The sequence below is a fragment of the Campylobacter sp. CNRCH_2014_2452 genome (assembly GCF_025772865.1).
Lineage (GTDB): Bacteria > Campylobacterota > Campylobacteria > Campylobacterales > Campylobacteraceae > Campylobacter_D > Campylobacter_D lari_D.
Map to the genome: position 1 here is coordinate 159,813 of NZ_JAKMSX010000004.1, position 17,592 is coordinate 177,404.

General features: G+C 29.1%; 18 protein-coding genes. 4 read left to right on the top strand and 14 right to left on the bottom strand.

Going from position 1 to position 17,592, the window contains the following annotated elements; translation table 11 throughout:
• Position 1: 1 nt before the first annotated feature.
• The 14 genes from L8X38_RS03980 to L8X38_RS04045 form a co-directional block, all read right to left on the bottom strand.
• Entirely contained in the window at positions 2–343 is a 342-nt protein-coding gene (locus L8X38_RS03980) for a FlaG family protein (RefSeq protein ID WP_133318891.1), read from the bottom strand.
• A gap of 119 nt (positions 344–462) precedes the next feature.
• Entirely contained in the window at positions 463–2,256 is a 1,794-nt protein-coding gene (locus L8X38_RS03985) for a menaquinone biosynthesis decarboxylase (RefSeq protein WP_263661360.1), read from the bottom strand.
• Positions 2,257–3,183: a hydroxymethylbilane synthase gene (gene hemC, locus L8X38_RS03990; protein ID WP_263661361.1), complete on the bottom strand. Its 927-nt coding sequence runs from the start codon at positions 3,181–3,183 to the stop codon at positions 2,257–2,259.
• Positions 3,174–3,569, bottom strand: coding sequence for an FxsA family protein (locus L8X38_RS03995; RefSeq protein ID WP_263661362.1), 396 nt, complete (start codon positions 3,567–3,569; stop codon positions 3,174–3,176). The genes hemC and L8X38_RS03995 overlap by 10 nt, the downstream gene beginning before the upstream one ends.
• A complete protein-coding gene (locus L8X38_RS04000) occupies positions 3,566–5,266 on the bottom strand; it encodes a proline--tRNA ligase (protein ID WP_263661378.1) in 1,701 nt (566 codons plus the stop codon). The genes L8X38_RS03995 and L8X38_RS04000 overlap by 4 nt, the downstream gene beginning before the upstream one ends.
• On the bottom strand, positions 5,253–6,560 hold the full coding sequence (gene hemA, locus L8X38_RS04005; RefSeq protein WP_258107336.1) for a glutamyl-tRNA reductase: 1,308 nt from the start codon (positions 6,558–6,560) through the stop codon (positions 5,253–5,255). The genes L8X38_RS04000 and hemA overlap by 14 nt, the downstream gene beginning before the upstream one ends.
• Positions 6,560–7,453: a polyprenyl synthetase family protein gene (locus tag L8X38_RS04010; RefSeq protein ID WP_263661363.1), complete on the bottom strand. Its 894-nt coding sequence runs from the start codon at positions 7,451–7,453 to the stop codon at positions 6,560–6,562. Before L8X38_RS04010 ends, hemA begins: the two co-directional genes overlap by 1 nt.
• A gap of 47 nt (positions 7,454–7,500) precedes the next feature.
• Positions 7,501–7,908, bottom strand: coding sequence for an exporting protein (locus L8X38_RS04015; protein ID WP_133318977.1), 408 nt, complete (start codon positions 7,906–7,908; stop codon positions 7,501–7,503).
• A 29-nt stretch (positions 7,909–7,937) separates the two neighbouring features.
• Positions 7,938–8,201: a DUF2018 family protein gene (locus L8X38_RS04020; RefSeq protein WP_258107334.1), complete on the bottom strand. Its 264-nt coding sequence runs from the start codon at positions 8,199–8,201 to the stop codon at positions 7,938–7,940.
• Positions 8,202–8,203: 2 nt separating this feature from the next.
• Entirely contained in the window at positions 8,204–8,830 is a 627-nt protein-coding gene (locus tag L8X38_RS04025; RefSeq protein ID WP_263659848.1) for an HAD family hydrolase, read from the bottom strand.
• On the bottom strand, positions 8,827–9,159 hold the full coding sequence (locus L8X38_RS04030; RefSeq protein WP_258107332.1) for a hypothetical protein: 333 nt from the start codon (positions 9,157–9,159) through the stop codon (positions 8,827–8,829). The genes L8X38_RS04025 and L8X38_RS04030 overlap by 4 nt, the downstream gene beginning before the upstream one ends.
• Positions 9,156–10,781, bottom strand: coding sequence for a cation:proton antiporter (locus tag L8X38_RS04035; RefSeq protein WP_263661364.1), 1,626 nt, complete (start codon positions 10,779–10,781; stop codon positions 9,156–9,158). Before L8X38_RS04035 ends, L8X38_RS04030 begins: the two co-directional genes overlap by 4 nt.
• Positions 10,782–10,806: 25 nt before the next feature.
• Positions 10,807–11,181, bottom strand: a complete 375-nt coding sequence (locus L8X38_RS04040) for a heat shock protein transcriptional repressor HspR (protein WP_039668403.1) — start codon at positions 11,179–11,181, stop codon at positions 10,807–10,809.
• 12 nt (positions 11,182–11,193) lie between these two features.
• Positions 11,194–12,066: a J domain-containing protein gene (locus L8X38_RS04045; RefSeq protein WP_263659850.1), complete on the bottom strand. Its 873-nt coding sequence runs from the start codon at positions 12,064–12,066 to the stop codon at positions 11,194–11,196.
• 152 nt (positions 12,067–12,218) lie between these two features.
• On the opposite strand from L8X38_RS04045, the gene L8X38_RS04050 reads away from it, so the two are divergent.
• The 4 genes from L8X38_RS04050 to L8X38_RS04065 are packed head-to-tail and all read left to right on the top strand — an operon-like array spanning position 12,219 to position 17,588.
• Positions 12,219–13,634: a DegQ family serine endoprotease gene (locus tag L8X38_RS04050; RefSeq protein ID WP_133318880.1), complete on the top strand. Its 1,416-nt coding sequence runs from the start codon at positions 12,219–12,221 to the stop codon at positions 13,632–13,634.
• 12 nt (positions 13,635–13,646) lie between these two features.
• Entirely contained in the window at positions 13,647–14,321 is a 675-nt protein-coding gene (locus L8X38_RS04055; RefSeq protein WP_039626094.1) for a response regulator transcription factor, read from the top strand.
• The gene (locus L8X38_RS04060; protein WP_263661365.1) at positions 14,318–15,559 is read left to right on the top strand and encodes an ArsS family sensor histidine kinase; all 1,242 of its coding nucleotides are present in this window, start codon (positions 14,318–14,320) and stop codon (positions 15,557–15,559) included. Before L8X38_RS04055 ends, L8X38_RS04060 begins: the two co-directional genes overlap by 4 nt.
• Before the next feature lie 7 nt (positions 15,560–15,566).
• Entirely contained in the window at positions 15,567–17,588 is a 2,022-nt protein-coding gene (locus tag L8X38_RS04065) for an ATP-dependent helicase (RefSeq protein ID WP_263661366.1), read from the top strand.
• Positions 17,589–17,592 lie beyond the last annotated feature (4 nt).

The window sequence follows — 17,592 nt, forward strand, 5'->3', positions numbered from 1 at the left end:
ATTAACTCTCCTTATCAAAAATGGTGCCGATAACACCTTTAAAATGTTCTATTAATTTCATAACTTCTTCACTAGGAATTTTGCGTATTAACCTACCTGTGTCTTTTTCGGTGACATTTACATACATTTCGTTTATTTTATCATTATACGCAAAACGCACATTTGTTTCCAATGTTTCCATTTGTCTATTAAGTTTTTCTGTTGCGTTTTTTAATTTTTCATTTAAATTCTCATCTTGATCATTTAAATCAACTTGTTGCTTATTCTCTTGAGATGGCTTTTCAACACTTTTTGTGTTAAAATGAGTTATATTTGTATCTCTTTGAATATTGCTAATGTCCATTTTAAACTCCTTTTTAAAAGACTCTAAAACACACTATCGACACAATTTTAAAAAACTTAATATTTAAATTAAAAATATATATATTTAATAAGCAAAAAGTGTTCTCAAAAAGTTTAAAATTAAAAAATTTCAAACTTTTTGAAGAATTTTTCATCATTTACAAGTAATTTTTTTGCAATAAGTCTGTCTATAACTTCTTTGGAGCAATTTGTCATTAAAGGCCATTCTTTATGATAATCTTCTAATGATCCTTTATTTGTCGCATCAATTGCAACACAATCTTTTTTGATAAATATATCTCTTTTTGCATCGATATTATTTACCACACGCCAAATTAACATATAAGGATTTTCCAAAATAGCATCTGAATCTAAAAAAACTAAAATTCTAAAATGTTTTTTATAAATTTGTAGTTTTTCAAAAATTTGAGCAATTTTTTCTTTTTTATCAATTAAGATCACACAAATTGGAGCAAAGGTTTGGGTGTAAAATTGTTTTAATTTTAAAATATTTTGATCTTTTTCTTTAAAAAGTGAAAACAAAGCTTCATCACTTAGAATTTCAAGTTCAACTTTTTTCTCATCACCACACGCATCAAGTCCTGCTTTACCACCGTAACAATAAGTGCTTGAAGCATGATCGAGTTGATCGCAAATTCCTTCACTTATGAGTAATTTTTCTTCATCAAAGCGATTAAGTATATAAGGTATGAGCTTGTCATAATCTTGCAAGCAAGGTGCATTTTCATCGACAAAAATAGCATGTTTTACAAAACTCATTTGCCCTACCCCCCAAAAAGTATGCATTACTTGTTTTGCATGAGCTGGATATTTTGCTTCTATTTTGGCTAAGATTAAATTATGAAAAACTCCATTTTCAGGCATGTTATAATCTATCAAATCAGGTGCGTTAGTTTGAAGTAAAGGTAGAAAAACTCTTTCTGTGCCAAGCCCCATGTATTTATCTTCTAAAGGTGGTTTTCCTACAACAGTAGCTTGATAAATCGCATTTTTTTTAGCAAAGATTTTTTCTACTTTTAAAACAGGACAAAGCTCAACAGGGGTATAAAAACCCGTATGATCTCCAAAAGGTCCCTCAGGTGCAAATTCATTTGGATCTACAAAACCTTCAATCACAAAATCACTATCATAAGGCACATAAAGATGATTGCTTTTGCATTTTGCTAAAATAGCAGGTTTTTTCTTAATAAAACCATAAAGTAAAAGTTCAAAAATACCTTTTGGTAAAGGCGCTTGAGCACACCAAATATATAAAGGATCTCCACCTATGGCTATACTTACTGGCATTTTTTGATTTGCTTTTTTATACTCATGGAAAAAGTGGCTCGCGTCTTTGTGAATTTGCCAATGCATAAGCAAGGTTTTTTCATCAACTACTTGCAAACGATACATTCCAAGATTATTTTGTTTTCCATCTATGCTTTGAGTATAAACTTGCCCCATAGTGATAAAAGGTGCAGCGTCTTTTTCCCAAGTTTTTAAAATAGGTATTTCATATAAAGAATTTAAGCTTTTGTAGTTAAATTCTCCATCTTTTTTGATACGTTTTGGCGGGATATTTTTTAAATCAAGCAAGGTTTTGAAAAAATTTAATTTCGCACCAAAGCTTTGCGGTATGTGCATTTTAAGTAAAGAGCTAATTTCTTTAGCTACATCTTCATAATCTTTTCCAAATGCTAAATTTAAAGCTTTTTTGCTGCAAAAAGTATTTAATAATACAGGATAATCGTATTTTTTGCCATTTTTTACTGCATTAGTAAAAAGCAAGGCTTTAGAGTCTTCTTTTTTAACTTCTATATAAGCTAAATGCGCCATTTCAAGTTCTACATCTACTGGCTCATGGATGGTTTTTAATAAATTATTTTTTTCTAAAAGCTCTATGAATTTTTGCATTTATATCATACTCTCTGCTTCTTTTAAAATTTCTTTTGCACCTTTTGCTATCATTTCTTTGGCTAAAAGCTCGCCTGCATTTGAGTAATTTTGCTTATCAATCACTCTTTTTTCTTTTAAAATTTTACTTGCATCAGGTAAGCCCACTATGGCGCGAATTTCTATTTTTTCATCAATGATTTTTGCATTAATTCCTATAGGTACTTGACAACCACCTTCTAGGGTTTTTATAAAATCTCTTTCTATATAAGTTTCTACAAAGGCATTTTTATCGTTTAAGCATTCAAGGTATTTTAAAATTTGTTTATCATCAATGCTTTCTATACCTAAAGCTCCTTGAGAAGCTGCAGGTATCATCTCATCAAGTTCAAAAGCCCTAATGTATTTTATTTCTTTATCTAAATCCAAGCGTTTAATGCCAGCTAGAGCTAAAATAATAGCATCAAATTCCTTAGCTTTAAGTTTTTCTAAGCGTGAGTTGATATTGCCTCTTAGAGAAATGATATTTAAATCAGGTCTTAACGCTAAAAGCTGCATTCTTCTTCTAAGACTTGTAGTGCCTACTTTTGCACCTTTTGGAAGAGCATTTAAGCTTTCATAATACTCACTTAAAAAAGCATCATTTACCACTTCTCTTTTTGAAATAGCAGCTAAAACTAAGCCATCAGGAAAGAAGCTTGGCACATCTTTTAAGCTATGCACAGCTAAGTGTGAATCACCTCTTAACATACTTTCTTCAAGTTCTTTTGTAAAAAGTCCTTTTCCGCCTATTTTAGCTAAAGGAGAATCAAGTAAAACATCACCTTTAGTTTTAAAACCCTCTAAAAAAATTTCTAAATCAGAATGTGTTTGTAATAATTTATTTTTTATATACTCACTTTGCCATAATGCAAGTTGGCTTTTTCTTGTTGCGATGATTAATTGCATTTTTTATGCTCCTGTATGATTTCTACATCTATGATTTCTTCTTCGTTGTTCGTTTGATGATATTTTCTTTTTTGTTTTGTAAATAATTTTAATATCATCATAAAAAATAAGAGTAAAATTCCCAAAAATGTGCTTAAAATTCCTGGTATTAAAAGTAAAATTCCAACTATAGTTAAGGAAAATAATTTAATCATACCAAATAAATTAGTATTGGCATTTTGCATAGTGATGAGATTTGTCCAAGTCTTTGCTAAAAACATTGCTCCTAAAAACATACTTGTAAAAACTATCATAAAAAAATTTAAAAAACCGAAAAAAACTATAAATAAAATACTAGCAATCAATTCTAAAATCAAAAAAGCGCTTAAATTTGTTTTTGCTATCATAAAATTTTCTCTAAGTGTGAAATTACTTCTTGGGTTTTTAAAACTTGTTTTTCTAGGGTATTTCTATGGATTAACTCTACTTCATCGCTTTCTAAGCCCTTACCTATAACTAAAGCATAAGGAAAGCCCATTAATTCAAAATCATTAATCTTTACACCAAAACGCTCATTTCTATCATCAAACAAAATTTCTTTATCTTTAAAATGAGTATAAATTTGCTCGGCAAATTCCATAGCTTTTGTATCTTTTATATTAGAAACGATAATATCTAAAACAAAAGGAGCTAGAGTTTTATTCCAAATACAACCTTTTTCATCATGGCTTGCTTCTATGGCAACAGCTACTAAACGGCTCACCCCCATACCATAACAACCCATAGTGAAAAATTGAGCTTTACCATTTTCATCTAAATAGCTTGCATTCATTGCTTTTGAGTATTTATTTCCAAGTTTAAAAATATGTCCTACTTCAATACCTTTGCTTTGCTTAAGCTTGTGCTGACATTTTGGACAAAGATCATGCTCTTTAACTGCGGCAAGATCTTTAAAGCGTTCTTTGTTTAAATTTACAACATTGATTCCAACCAAATGATAATCTTTTTTATTTGCTCCAATAATCATATTTGTTTCATTTTCAAGCTCACGATCAATATAAAAATCAACTCCATTTAATCCTACAAAGCCGATAAATCCTGGTACCAAACCTGCTTTTTCTAATTCTTCTTCACTTACATCAACTAATTCTAGTGCATTTGCTGCATTTAGTGCTTTAACTTCTTGTAATTCATCATCACCGCGTATAAAAAATACTACAATTTTTTCTTCATTTTCGTAAATAGCTTTTTTAGCAATAGCTTTGATAGTATAGTAAGGGTTAATTTTAAAAAATTCCGCTAATTCTTCTATAGTTTTTACATTTGGAGTGTGAAATTGTGTAGCAAAATCAGCTTCTGGCCTTTCATCTTCACAACTTTTTTTAGCTCTTTTTGCTGCTTCAATATTTGCAGCATAATCACAATGCTCGCATAATAATATATCATCTTCGCCATTTTTAGCCAAAACCATAAATTCTTTTGAACCGCTTCCGCCAATAGCCCCGCTATCAGCTTCAACAGCTCTAAAATCAAGCCCTAATCTTGTAAGAATTTTACTATAAGTTTCATGCATAAGATTAAATTCTTTATCTAAATCAGCTTCATTGCTATGAAAACTATAGCCATCTTTCATTAAAAATTCTCTACATCTTAAAAGTCCAAATCTAGGTCTAGCTTCATCTCTAAATTTAAGTCCTATTTGATATAAATGCAAAGGAAGTTGCTTGTAAGAATTTACTTTATTTCTAACCAAAGCTACTATGGCTTCTTCATGGGTTGGTCCTAAGACAAAATCATTTTCTTTTCTATCTTTAAAGCGTAAAAGCTCTTTACCAAAAACATTAAATCTCCCACTTTCTTTCCAAAGTTCAGCTGGGGTATTAAAACTTAAATTTACTTCTAAAGCTCCCGCTTTATCCATTTCTTCTTTGATGATATTTTTAATCTTATCTAAAACTCTTTTTCCTAAAGGTAAAAAATTATACAAACCACTTCCAATTTGTTCTACAAAAGCACCCTTAACTAAAAATATATGACTTGGCAGGGTAGCATCTTTTGGATTTTCTTTTGTGCTTATGGCATAAAATTTACTAAATTTCATGATTATTCTCCAAATTAAATTCACATTTATAAAAGTTTAAACCTTCCATGCTTTCATTTTTTAAATCAAACACATAACGCATGGCGTTTACAACAGAGTCATTTTGCATAGTTCCACTTAGTTTTTTTAAATTTACACTAGGATGATGTAAAAATGCATTCATCACCTGTCTTATAAGCTTTCTTGCTTCTTCATGATTTGAGTGTTTTAAATATCCTTTATCTATGGCCTTTTGTAATTGTTCTTTAGCGATTTCATCAGCTTGCAAGCGTAATTGCTTGACCAAAGGTAAGGTTGCTAGTTTGCTTAGATGTTGAAAAAACTCATTTGTCATAGTGCCTACTATAGAATAAGCAATCTGGGCTTGATGTTCTCTTAGTGTTAAATTTTTTCTTACAACTTCTTCTAAATCATCAACAGCATAAACTATATTTTTTTCATTTGCTTTTACATCAATATCCCTAGGCACTGCTATATCAAAAAAATATCTTTTATAATCTTTTTCTTCTAATATGTCATTAGTTATGATAGCATGTGGAGCATTTGTGGCGCTAAAAAATATCTCATATTTATTTAATGCTTCTTTTAAATTTGCGATACTTTCGCAATTTGCATTTTCACCTAAATCCTCACAAAGTTTTTGGGCATTTTGTATATCTCGATTTAAAATCAATACTTTGGCCTTAGCATTTAATAAATGTTTACAGGCTAACTCGCTCATTTCCCCTGCACCTACTACAACTGCAGTTTTATTTTCTAAATTTATAAGCTCTTTGGCTTTTGCTACTGCTACTGAAGCAACTGAAATAGGATTTTTGGAAATTTCAGTTTGATTTCTAATATTTGCTGCACATTTAAAAGCATAATGGACTGCTCTAGTTAAATGCACACCACATCTTTGTTCTTGTAGAGCAAATTTATAAGCATCTTTTAATTGTCCAGCAATTTGTGTTTCTCCAATAACTAAACTATCAAGTGAGCTTGCCACAGAAAATAAATGATGGATAGCCCCACTATCTTCATAAAAATCAGCTTTTGTGCTTAAATTTTCTTTATCAACCCCACAAAGTAAACTAAGTGTTTTTAAAATATGTTCATTGATACTTTCAATTTCTCCGATAAAAAGAAAAATTTCAACTCTATTGCAAGTGCTAAGCACTAAACTTTCTAGAATTTTATTATTAGTATGGATTAATCTTAATAATTCTCTTTTTTTATCTTCATTGGAAAAGGAAAGTTTTTCTCTAGTAGCAATATCTGTATTTTTGTGCGTAAAACTGATACAATAATAATGCATTAAAATTCCCTTTCTATCATACTTTTAATAATATCTTCTAAATCTTTTATATTGTATTTTTCTATGGCTTTTAAGGCATTATTTGCATAGGTGTTTAATTCTTGACCAATTTGATTAAAAATTTCATGCTCTTGCATTTTATTTTTAATCCAAGTAAGTTCATCTATATTTAAATCTTTCTTGTAATAAGACTTAAGTATTTCTTGATCTTGTGGATTTAATTTTTCATATAAATACATATAAGCAAGGGTAGTTTTACCTTCTTTAAAATCATTCATGGCGGGTTTGCCTAAGGTTTGTTCATCGCCTTTGATATCTAAAATATCATCTACGATTTGAAAAGCCAAGCCCAAGTTTTTACCATATTCTGCAAAATCATCTTCATTTAAATTAGCAAGTATTGCCCCACATCTTGCACTAGCTTCGATTAAAACGGCTGTTTTGTTATATATCATTTGCAAATAAGCGTTTTTATCGGTATTGAAAGTTTCGCTTAAATTTACATCCATTAATTCGCCAACGGAAAGCTTTACAACAGCATTGGAGATGATTTTTGCTAATTTTAAATCTATTAAAGAAAGTTCATAGAAGGCTTTTGAGTATAAAATATCTCCAAGCATGATAGCATTTTTGGCTCCAAATTGTTCATTGATAGATTTTACACCTCTTCTTAATCTTGCTTCATCAATCACATCATCATGTAATAAGCTTGCAGCATGGATTAATTCTATAATGGCACAAATTTTATAACTAATATCGTTTTCGCTAGCTATTTTTAAAAGTAATTTTGAGCGTAATTTTTTACCGCCTTGAAGTTTTGAACTCATTGTTAAAATAGGCTTGTAATTTAATTCAGATAAAAATTCATGCATATATTGATCTATCTTTTGCACCATGCTTTCCTTAATTTTCTTATAATTATATTTTATTAAATTTTACTTTAGTTTTGATTAAGAGTGACTTTTCTAGGATCTAAAAATTCCACTTCTAATCTTTTATCTCTATCTTCTATGTAGATAGTGAAAATAGCCTCACCTTTTTTAAAATCACTAAATTCAAGTATTAATCTTGCTCTATCTATGTGTGGATTTTTATAATCAGGCACTAAAGTTTGATCTACCCAATTTAAATTTCTTCTTAAAGACATCACAAATTGCCTAGGGTATTTTTTATACCTTGAATGAACGATGATATTAGTTTGATCAAATAAAGTCCATGAAAAGTCAAAATAATAAATCTCATCAGGATAATCAATTTCTTTTATTTTTACACTTGCTTTTTCATCTTTACTTAAGGTAAATTTGTAAGTATAATCAAAAAATACTTCAGCTTTTAAAAAATTAAACATCAAAAATAAAGACAAAAATAAACGCAAAATCAACCTTCATGCCCTAAAATTTCAGCACTTAAGCCTATATAAAAATCATTTTTTCTCTCATCTATTAAGAGTGAATTTTCCATTTGAAATTGTGCTACATCATTTTCATTTAAATTATTTTTTTCTAAAAGCTCTATCATAGCGATATGATCGGCTAATAATTTTTCTAAAACATTTTCTAATGCACCTAAATTTGCATATTTTATTGTTTCAATAAATTTTTCTTTAGGGCTTTTTGCAAACATTTCATCAAAAATATCCATTTTTAACCTTTTATATAAGTTTGAATTTTTTCTATTAAAGTAGTTTTATCGTTAGCTTCATCTAAGTCTTTAATTTCTTTTTGCCAAGAAATATGTATATAATCCATCTTAGCATTTTTAGCACAAAGTCTATCTTTTAAGCTATCGCCTATGAAAATACTTTTTTCATATTTTGCTTCATCTGCGATTAATCTTAGCATCATAGGATCAGGCTTAGCTTCTATACCATAACTAACACCTAATATTTTATCAAAATATGAAAGAATGTTTTGTTTTTTTAAAATAGGTACCAAGCTTTCTTGAGGTGCATTTGTGGCTATAGCTAAATAGCAATCATTTTTTTTACAAAATTCCAAAACCTCAAGCACACCATCAAAAAGCACTACGCTTTGATCATAATGCTTAATAAAATACTTCTCATAACCTTCTTTAAAGCTAGTATGTGAGTAAGTATCAACCCCGTAAAAAATCTTAGCATAATTTTGTCCAGGAGTATTGATAGTATCTAAAATAAACTCTCTTTTTAAAGGTTCTAAATTTAAATCCGCTCTTATTTCATTTACCGCACATACTATAGCATTAGCACTATCTATAAGCGTGCCGTCCATATCAAAAATTACATTTATCAATATTCATCCTTAAATTTAATTTTATGTTTGTCTTTTTTATAACTTTGATTATTTTTTAGCTTATATAAGGCATTGGCTTTTGAAGCTAAGGTTTTTTGGTCTAAACTTTCATCTAAACACTCATTTACAAAAATCTCCAAAGCCTTGGTATAAGTAGAATCTAAAAACACTGCTTGAATTTTCTCAAAGATTTTAGCATTTTTTTGCATTCTTTCCCTAAAAAGAGTTAAATCAAAATCTTCTCTTTTTAAAGCACTCACAGCAGAATTAGTAAATTTTTCTAAAGCTCTTACATATTTTACCCTTAAAGCTTTTTCATCATTTTTCATTCTGCTGCACTTGTATTGATTCTACATTGTAATGCTTCTTGTACTAAATTTCTTGCTATTGAAGCTTCAGCATCTACAATGTGTAAATGTTTATCAGTATGTGGGAAAATGATCTTAGCACCTGTACCACTTGTTTTTAAAACCGTTTGTATGGGTTTGTTAAAGCTAGAAAGCACTTGATAGAGCATATCAAGCTTAGCTTCATTACTTATAGTTATAATAGCAACTGAGCATTCTTCTATATTTGCTACTTTTAATGTTTCTACTTGGGCTACATTTGCAAAAAAGATATTTTCATTTCTACTGCGGCCAAGTTCAACTAAATTTAAATCACTTTCTAAAACCAAATATGGAATACCTGTTTTTTTGATCTTTTGCACCACTTCTTGACCTAATCTTGTATAACCAAAAATGATAAAATGATCTTTCATTTTTTGATCACATAAATAAAATTTAGCCATATCATTTTGCTCACCTTCGGCTGCGTTGGCTATTTTTCTAAGATTATTTAAAATAAAAGGCGTTGCAACCATAGTGACGATAGAAACTATAATAAAAATTTGTGCTGTTTTTTCATCTATAAGTGAATTTACTTGCATTAATGAAAATACTGCTAGCGCAAATTCTCCAATTTGAGAAATACTCAAAGCAGTTTTTAATGCTACTCTTTTTCTTGTATAAAGAATTAAAAGACCATAGATTACTACAAATTTTATCAATAAAACCAAGCTTACAAAAACAAAAATCAAAAACCAATTTTCAAAAACTATATGAAAATCAATTTGCAAACCAACACTGATAAAGAAAAATCCTAAAAGCAAATCTCTAAAAGGAACCAAATCTGCTTCTATTTTATGTTTATATTTAGTTTCAGCTATCAAAGCTCCAGCTATGAATGCTCCAAGTGAGTATGAAAAACCAAAAGAATGAGCTAAAAAACTCGCTCCTATTACGGTAAAAAGTATGGTAGCGATGAAAATTTCATTTGCGTTAGTTTTAATGATGAATTTTAAAACATAAGTAAAAAGGTATTTGCCTATAAAATAAAGCAAAACAAGTAAAATTACAGCACTGACTAAAGTTGTAAGTAAAAGTTTTGAAATATCAGCATTTTGAGAACTAAATATATCAATCATTAATAGCAGTGGTATCACAGCAATATCTTGAAAAAGTAAAATTCCTAAAGCTTTTCGGCCATATTCTTCGTTGATATCGCCATTATCATTAAGTATTTTTAAAACTATAGCAGTGGAAGATAAGGCTAGAGCAAAACCTGCTATCATTGCGATATGGCTTGCTATACCTAAAATATAAGTTACAAGTAAAGTACAAACCAAACCACAAGTTAGCATTTGCAAACTTCCATTTAAAAATACTTCTTTTTTCATTGCTAAAAGATGTTTAAATGAAAATTCAAGCCCTATGGTAAACATTAAAAAAACTATGCCAAATTCAGCTACATGTATAATAAATTCATTAGTGCTAAAACCATAAAATTCACGCACAAATAAACCTGTAGCTATATAACCTATAATAGTTGGAATACCAAATTTTTTAAGTATAACATTAAGTATGACAGCAACTGCTACTGCAGTTAAAAATAAAGTTATAAAAGCATCCACTCACCAACCTTTTGTAATGTTTTTATTATTTTATTTTTTCTAAAAAAATTAAATCAAAATTACTTCTATGTTTAACTACTGCTCTTGATTTTGAAGGATTATCTCTTCTATCAAGTTCTAATCTTAACTCTTCAATAGTGTTTTCAAACTCATCAATTTTTGTTTTTAGTTTTAAAATCACATCAACACCAGCTAAATTAACCCCAAGATCTCTTGTTAAGCGTAAAATCATTTTGATTCTATCTATATCTTTTTGAGAATAAAGTCTCATTTTACCATCGGTTCTACTTGGCTCAACTAAACCTTCTTTTTCGTATTGTCTTAGAGTTTGTGGGTGTATACTTAAAACTTTTGCAACAACACTTATAAGATACACCGGTTCATCATAACTATGCTCCATTACTTACTCCTTTCAAGGTAATTTTTCTTCTAAAATTTTTACAAATTCAGGATCAAGGCTATTAATATCAGGTATTTTTACATTCAAAATTAAATACATATCCCCATAAAGATCTGTTTTTCTATTTTGCACTCCATAGCCTTTAAGTCTAATTTTTTGATTGTTTTTAGAATTTGGCGGTATGGTAATTTTAACTTCTTTTCTTGGGGTATGCACACTGATTTTATCTCCAAAAAGCGCTGTTTTTAAGCTAATTTCAACCTTTTTGTACAAATCATCATCTTCTCTTTCATATTCATCGCTTTTTTCAAGTTCAACTTTTAAAATCAAATCCCCTCTTTGCCCTTGAAAGCTTTTTCCTTTACCTCGTATGCGTAGCTTTTCGCCATCTTTTATGCCATGTGGAATTTTGATTTTAACTTGCTCGTTATTTATATTTACCAAATGCTCACCACCTAAAATTCCTTTTTCAAAAGGAATTTTAACACTTGCTTGCAAGTCTAAATCTTCTTCAAATCCTCCAAATCCTCCAAAGCCACTTCTAAAATTATTACTAGAACTAAAACCGCCACTAAATCCTCCAAAGCCTCCGCCAAAAATATTTTTTAAAATATCATTGATGTCAGCTCCACCTGCATTTCTTGAAAAATCATGAAAACTTTGCCCACCAAACATAGAATCGCCATATCTATCATACTGAGCTCTTTTTTTCTCATCACTTAAAATTTCATAAGCGGCGTTAATTTCTTTGAATTTTTCCTCAGCACCATTTTCTTTGTTAATATCAGGATGATATTGTCTTGCTAATTTTCTATAAGCTTTTTTTATCTCATCTGCACTAGCGTTTTGCGAAACTCCTAGTGTTTCATATAAACTATTACTCATTTTTATTATTCCTTAATTTTTTATAAGATTATATCAAAAACTTTAGTCTTAGTCAATCAACTTTTATAAGTTTTAAAACTAAAGGTTTTATTTACAATTGTGTAAAAATAAAATTTTATACTTGCATTAAATGATTTTACAAAGGATAAAACATGAAAAAAACTATGATTCTTTCTTTGGCATTGGCAACTAGTCTTTTTAGTGCTAGTATTGATTTTAAACAAGCAGATGATAATGTAAAAAGAACTTTACCAACTGATAATCAAAATACTATACTTTCTTATCATGATTCCATACAAAAAGTTAAAAATTCAGTTGTAAATATCTCAACTTCTAAAACTGTTCAAAGTAGTTCATTTGGAATTGATGATTTTTTCAATGACCCTTATTTTAGACAATTTTTTGGTTTTGATTTCCCACAAGCTCCAAAAAATAAAAAAAATAAAGAAGTTGTAAGTTCATTGGGTTCTGGTGTAATTATTTCAAGCGATGGTTATATTATAACAAATAATCATGTTATAGAAGATGCTGAAAAAATCACTGTAAATTTACCTGATTCTAGCACTGAATATAAAGCTAAATTAATCGGTGCTGATCCTAAAACAGATTTAGCAGTGATAAAAATAGAAGCAAAAAACTTACCCGCAGTAGTTTTTGCTGATTCAGATAAATTACTAGAAGGTGATGTAGTGTTTGCTTTGGGTAATCCTTTTGGTGTTGGAAGTAGTGTTACAAGTGGGATTATTTCGGCCTTAAATAAAAACAATATAGGTCTAAATCAATATGAAAATTTCATCCAAACTGACGCTTCTATTAATCCTGGAAATTCAGGTGGAGCTTTGGTAGATAGTAGAGGAGCTTTGGTTGGGATAAATTCAGCCATACTTTCAAGAAGTGGTGGAAATAATGGCATAGGTTTTGCAATCCCTTCTAATATGGCAAAATCTATTGCACAAAAACTTATTGAGCATGGAAAAATTGAAAGAGGATATTTAGGCGTAGTCATAGGAGCTTTAACTCAAGATATTAAAAAAGCCTATACTAATCAAGAAGGTGCTTTAATCACTGAAGTACAAAAAGATTCAGCAGCTTATAATGCAGGGTTAAAAAGAGGAGATTTGATTATAAAAGTAGATAAAACTGTGATTAAAAGCCCTATGGATTTAAAAAACTACATAGGAAGTATTGATCCAAAACAAGCAGTAGAAGTAACTTATGAAAGAGATAATAAAGTCAAAACAGCTAAATTTATGTTAAAAACAGATGAAAAGTCGCTACAATATGAAAAAGGTTATATTGATGGTCTAAAATTAGTGGAACTTGACTCTAAAAATAGACAGCAATACCGCATACCTGAAAGTATTAGTGGTATTTTAATTACCGAAGTTACTCCAAAATCAAAAGCTGAAAAAATAGGTTTTGAGCAAGGTGATATTATTATAGGTGTTGATCAGTATGAAATTTCAAATTTTAAAGAATTATCTAAGGCTTTAGAATTAAATAAAGGTAAAGAGTATGTTAAAATTTGGATTAATAGAGGCGGATTTGTAAGAGCTTTACTTTTTTAAGAAAGGAAAAAAATGACAAATATTTTAATGATAGAAGATGATTTAGAATTAGCAGAGATTATAGCTGAATATTTAGAGCAATTTGATATGAAAGTAGATATTGCTCATGAGCCTTATATAGGTCTTTCAAGACTTGCTTTAAATCCTTATGATTTAATCATTTTGGATTTAAGCTTACCTGGACTTGATGGACTTGAAGTATGCGAGGAAATTCGTAAAAAATATGATACACCTATTATCATTTCAAGTGCAAGGCATGATATTAGCGATAAGGTTGCAGCACTTGATTTGGGTGCAGATGATTATTTACCAAAACCATATAATCCTCAAGAACTTCAAGCAAGAATTAAAAGTCATTTAAGAAGAATTTCAAACACAAAAACTGCTCAAGCTCAAGTTAAAAAAGATCTTGTATATGATAAATATAAACATACTATCACTATGAAAGATCAAGAAATTAGCTTTACTAATGCTGAATTTGATATTTTGAGTTATTTAATTAAAAAAGAAGGTGGAGTGGTAAGCCGCGAAGAGCTTGTGTATAATTGTAGCTCTATTAGTGAAGATTCTAGTAATAAAAGTATAGATGTAATCATTAGTAGAATCAGACAAAAAATCGGAGATGATCCTAAAACTCCAAAATACATTCATTCAATCAGAGGTATAGGATATAAATTAACTCAATGAATAAATCATCAATTTTTTATACTATAACCTTTGTTTTTTTACTTGCAAGCGTTAGTGTAATTTTAGCTTTTTTATGGCTTATAAAATATGATCAACAAAATTACACTAATGAGCTTAATGCAAAATATTCTTTTATAGCTAATGCAAGATTATTATATTTTAATCATGTGATTAGTGAAAGAGAATTTTATGAGCAAACAAAAAATTACAAAATGATAGAATTAACAACTCCATCAGACATAAGACAAATCATCTATAAAGCTGAAACTATAGCACGGGCTCAAACTAGCACAGGTGTAGTTGAAATCATTACTTTAGAAGATAATGTGTATTTAAAAATCATCTTTGATGGTAAGCTTTATTTATATAAAGATTTAGAATATCAAGGTTATCGTTATTTTGTGATCAAGCTTATTGCTAGTATAGTAGTAATGGTTTTATTGATTTTATATATTTTTATCATTAAAAAATTAAAACCACTTAGAGCTTTAAAAAGACAAATTGATAAATTTGGCGAAAATAAACTCAATGAAATTCAAAATGTTAGCAAGGGAAATGATGAAATTTCTCAAGTAGCAACAGCCTTTTATGAGTCTATTTTAAGAATTCAAAAACTAAACACTTCAAGGCAGTTTTTCTTAAGAAATATTATGCATGAGCTAAAAACCCCCATTACTAAAGGTTTAATTACTTTAGAAATGCTTGAAGATAGCAAATATAAAGAAAGATTAGTGGGTGCTTTTAATCGTTTAGAGATTTTGATTAATGAATTTGCAGCCATTGAGCAAATTACTTCGGGTGCTGGTTTGATTAATTTAAAAAAATACAATATCTTAGATCTTTTAGATGAAGCTAAAGATATAGCTATGAGTGATGATGAAAAGGTAAAAATTAGTATAAAAGAAAGTTTTAGCGTCAATGTAGATTTTAAACTTTTTACCACTGCAATGAAAAATATGATAGATAATGCGACAAAATATTCTGATGAAAATTGCGTTACTATAGAAATAACTAAAGATTATCTTTGCTTTAAAAACAAAGGAAAAGCCTTAGATAAAGACTTGAAATACTATACTCAAGCCTTTACGCAAGGCAAGAAAAATAAAGATAGTTTTGGACTTGGATTATACATTGTTAAGACTATTTTAGATTCTCATAAACTCACGCTTTATTATGAATATAAAGATGGTATTAATCATTTTTATTTTAATGATATACAAAATATAATTTTAAACTAGGAAATTCATGCCCTTATCGCGTTTAAATGAAGAACAATATAAAGCCGCTAGTGCTCCTTTTGGACATAATCTAATTATAGCAAGTGCAGGCACGGGTAAAACTTCAACTATAGTTGCAAGAATAGCTTTTTTACTTCAAAATGGTATAAAGCCTGAAAAAATTATGCTTCTAACCTTTACAAACAAAGCTAGTAAAGAGATGATTGAAAGACTTAGTAGGTATTTTGATAAAAGCATTACTTCAAAAATCACAGCAGGAACCTTTCATAGTACTGCTTATTCTCTACTTAAAGAGTTAAATCACGATATTATTTTAAAACCTGCGAGTGAGCTTAAAATTCTTTTGCGTTCTATTTTTGAAAAACGCACTTTTCATCATTTAAGCGATACTAAACCTTATATGCCAAGCTATTTGTATGATGTGTATTCTTTATTTCAAAATACTAATGCAAACTTAGATGAATTTTATAATTGGTTTTGTCAAAATTATGATGAACAAGCTGTTTATGCTGAAATTTATGAAGATATTTTAAAAGAATACGAAGAAGAAAAAATGCGTTTTAACTATGTGGATTTTAATGATTTATTGATCAAATTAAAACATGTTTTAACTTCACATCATTTTGAATTTGATGAGATTTTAGTAGATGAATACCAAGATACTAACACCTTGCAAGGCTCGTTAATTGATGCTTTTAAAAGTAAAAGTTTGTTTTGTGTGGGCGATTATGATCAAAGTATTTATGCTTTTAATGGGGCTGATATTTCTATTATAGGAAGTTTTAAAGATAGATTTGTCGATGCAAATATTTTTACTTTAAATAAAAACTATCGTTCTAGTAAAAATATACTTGCGTTAGCTAATAAGGTTATTTTAAACAATGAAAGATTATATCCTAAAGAATTAATTGTAACTAGAGAAGGAGATTTTAAAGCGCCAAGTTTGCTAACTTTTAATGAATTATTTGATCAATACTCTACCATAGCAAAAATAATTTTACAAACTGGGGTTAATCTTGATGAAATTGCTGTGATTTTTAGAAACAATTCTAGTGCAGATGGAGTAGAAGTAGCCTTAAGAGAACTTGGCATAGCAAGCAAAAGAAAAGGTGGAGGAAGTTTTTTTGAAAGCTTGGAAGTTAAAAACTTTTGCTCTATGCTTGCAATCGTGCTTAATCCAAAAGATATCATGGCTTTTATACATTTACTTGAATACACCAAAGGAGTTGGTGGGGTTTTGGCAAAAGATATTTTTGATGCTTTATTAAAATTAGGACATTCTAGTTTAATTAAAGGCTTTTTAAATCCTGATAATAGTGTGAATTTAAAAAAATACAAAAAACAAAGTTACCAACTAGGACTTTTTGATGATATTGAGGAGCTAGCCTCGCCTTCAAGATTTAACTTAGAAAGCGAATTTAATACCCACCCTATTTTAAGCTTACCCAAAATCAACGAGTTTTGTGCAAAAAATCTTGAAAAAATTTATCTTTTTATTAAAAAAGCAAGTGAATGTAAAATCTCAACTCAGCTTGTAGATTTGATTTTAGAAAATGATTATTTTAAAGAAATTTGTGATATTTTGGCAACTAAAAGAGCGACTAATAAAAATTCCAATGTTGATTTAAATAAAAAAAATGAAATTTTAGAAAAAATCAACGCGAAAATGTTTGTATTAAAAGAACTTGCTAAAAATTATAGTGATAATTATAAATACTATAACTTTCTTACTCTTGGTGCTAGTGAAATGAGTAGTGGTAGCGGGGTTAATCTTTTAAGTATACATGCAAGTAAGGGGCTTGAGTTTGAACTTGTATTTATAATTGATCTTGCACAAGGAAGATTTCCCAACCAAAAACTCATGAGCATGGGCGGAAGTTTAGAAGAAGAAAGAAGGCTTTTTTATGTAGCTGTAACTAGAGCTAAAGATACTTTATACTTAAGCTATGCAAAATATGATAAGATTAAAAAAAGCAATTATCAACCCTCGTGTTTTCTAATCGAAGCAGGTATGTGCAAAGAAGAATAAAAAT